This window comes from Propionivibrio pelophilus DSM 12018, from assembly GCF_059569095.1.
Window position 1 is genome coordinate 1 of sequence record NZ_JCANUT010000133.1, and the last position, 1,862, is coordinate 1,862.

5 protein-coding genes are annotated in these 1,862 nt (G+C 55.2%); 3 read left to right on the top strand and 2 right to left on the bottom strand.

Going from position 1 to position 1,862, the window contains the following annotated elements; all coding sequences use genetic code 11:
• Together BO74_RS21000 and BO74_RS21005 are read right to left on the bottom strand one after the other, a co-directional pair.
• The coding region (locus tag BO74_RS21000) for an Arm DNA-binding domain-containing protein (RefSeq protein WP_496445337.1) at positions 1 to 516 on the bottom strand (516 nt) is incomplete at its 3' end.
• The gene (locus tag BO74_RS21005) at positions 494 to 727 is read right to left on the bottom strand and encodes a hypothetical protein (protein ID WP_496445339.1); all 234 of its coding nucleotides are present in this window, start codon (positions 725 to 727) and stop codon (positions 494 to 496) included. The genes BO74_RS21005 and BO74_RS21000, both read right to left, overlap by 23 nt.
• A gap of 170 nt (positions 728 to 897) precedes the next feature.
• Here BO74_RS21005 and BO74_RS21010 point away from each other — a divergent pair, with 170 nt between their 5' ends.
• The 3 genes from BO74_RS21010 to BO74_RS21020 all read left to right on the top strand — a co-directional run.
• A complete protein-coding gene (locus BO74_RS21010; protein WP_496445343.1) occupies positions 898 to 1,095 on the top strand; it encodes a helix-turn-helix domain-containing protein in 198 nt (65 codons plus the stop codon).
• Positions 1,096 to 1,510: 415 nt separating this feature from the next.
• On the top strand, positions 1,511 to 1,711 hold the full coding sequence (locus BO74_RS21015; protein WP_496445341.1) for a hypothetical protein: 201 nt from the start codon (positions 1,511 to 1,513) through the stop codon (positions 1,709 to 1,711).
• A partial coding sequence (locus BO74_RS21020; protein WP_496445345.1) for a UvrD-helicase domain-containing protein occupies positions 1,708 to 1,862 on the top strand: 155 nt, incomplete at its 3' end. The genes BO74_RS21015 and BO74_RS21020, both read left to right, overlap by 4 nt.

The window sequence follows — 1,862 nt, forward strand, 5'->3', positions numbered from 1 at the left end:
GGACAGTGAGGTTTTTTTGCCCTTCGCGGTGACTTTGGCGAGTTTGGCGCGGAAGGCAAGCACGTCAGCTTTGGAGATCTGGCCGACCTCCCGATTCCCGAATTCGGGGATCAGGCTGCCGTCGAGTTCGCGGCGTACCATTGTCTTGTGCGAACGCCGCCATTCGACCTCTTTCTCGGCGTACCAGGTTTCAGCGAAGTCCTTGAACAGCGGCGTGGCCGGTGCGGTCTTCGAAGACGGCGACAGGGCAGAATTCACTACCGAAGCAGCCACCGCCACGGATTGCTCGAGCTTGGCGGCCTGCCGGCTGTTCGGGAAGAACTGCCCGTAGTTGAACGTACCGGCGGCTATTTCGGCTTCGATGCGATCGAGCACCTTCTGGAGCCGCTTCCGGTTCACCTGCGTATCGGGCAAGGCGGTTTGTTCGCGGCAACGCTGATCGCGGAATCGAAAATCAAGGAACAAGAGTTGGTTATCTGATCTGACGCGCACACTACCCATGGCAGACACCTCCATTGGCCATGGGGATAGCGAACGACTGGGCGATCGCGTTGCCCATATCGCGCTCAATGTGCTCCCAGATGTACAGGATCTTACGTCCGCCAAACGGGCGGATGTAATGGGTCCCCTCAAGCAGAACGCTATCCTTCAAGCGTTCCCGGATCGTACGCGGATCGTATTTGATGAGCGACGAAAGCTCGTCAGTGGTGAGGTAAGTTAGTGACATCTTGATCTCCAATAACTAAAATCACTGCAAATTTAAAAAAGTTCTTTACAAGGATGTTTTGTCACCCTAAATGACATTTTAGGTCGCAGTAAGTCATTGTCAAGGTCTTTTTTCATTCTGTATGATTTTTTTATTCGAGGAACGACATGATTCGTTGCCACCTCTCCCGAATGATGGGAGAAAGAAAGATGAAAGTCGTCGATGTGGCCCGAGAAACGGGATTGCATCGAAACACCATCACTTTGCTCTATCACGAGACGGCCAACCGGGTAGATCTTGAGACAATTGACCGCCTCTGCTCTTTATTTGAATGTGCTGTAGGAGAACTCTTCGAGTACTCCCCAGATAATCTGCCGGACCGGAACTGATCTCGGGCAACAGATTGCAGAGGAAGAGAAGCTCTGTTTTTGGGGCATCCGGATTAATCGGTGGACAGGGGGTACTTTCGTTCTAACAGACGCCATCGCGTGAGCAATCCAGCAAGGGGAATGCCATCACAGATGATTACGCGATCGCGTGATACCACGTACAGACAGAATCTTCTGGCAGGCCTAGGATGAAACAGTGCTTCAGCGTTCCCCGCTAACACCGTTTGACCCTCCCTGACCCATCGCAACGATGGGATTTCAATCCCGAGGCGCACTGGCCCGGGATTTTTTTGGGTTCATCGCGCTTTGCCGGGGAAAGCGCGATGAACCTAAAAAAGGGACGAATCGAGGGCGGCGATCAAGTTCATGGCGGACGATACTACTGTATATAATTACAGTACCTGAGGAGTCTGCCATGTCGCTGCCACACCGTTTTATCTGCCCCCATTGCCACACCCCGATCGACCCGGCCCGAATGGAGACGGCGTGTCACGGCATCACGGAGTACCGTATCTGCCCGGAGTGTGATGAAGCAATCGCCGTTGCTGTGGTCGCCAACGAGTCACCGCCCAACGCCGGGAGCGCGGCATCCGTCAACGCCACCTGCCTCGCATGAACGATTTGACTGTCACCCCGCCGGCTTATCTCGCCCGTCTCAACGACGCCCAGCGCGAGGCGGCGACCCACGGTATTGGCCCGGGAGGTGTCAGCGATCCCCTGCTGATCATTGCTGGCGCCGGCACGGGCAAGACCAACACCCTGGCGCA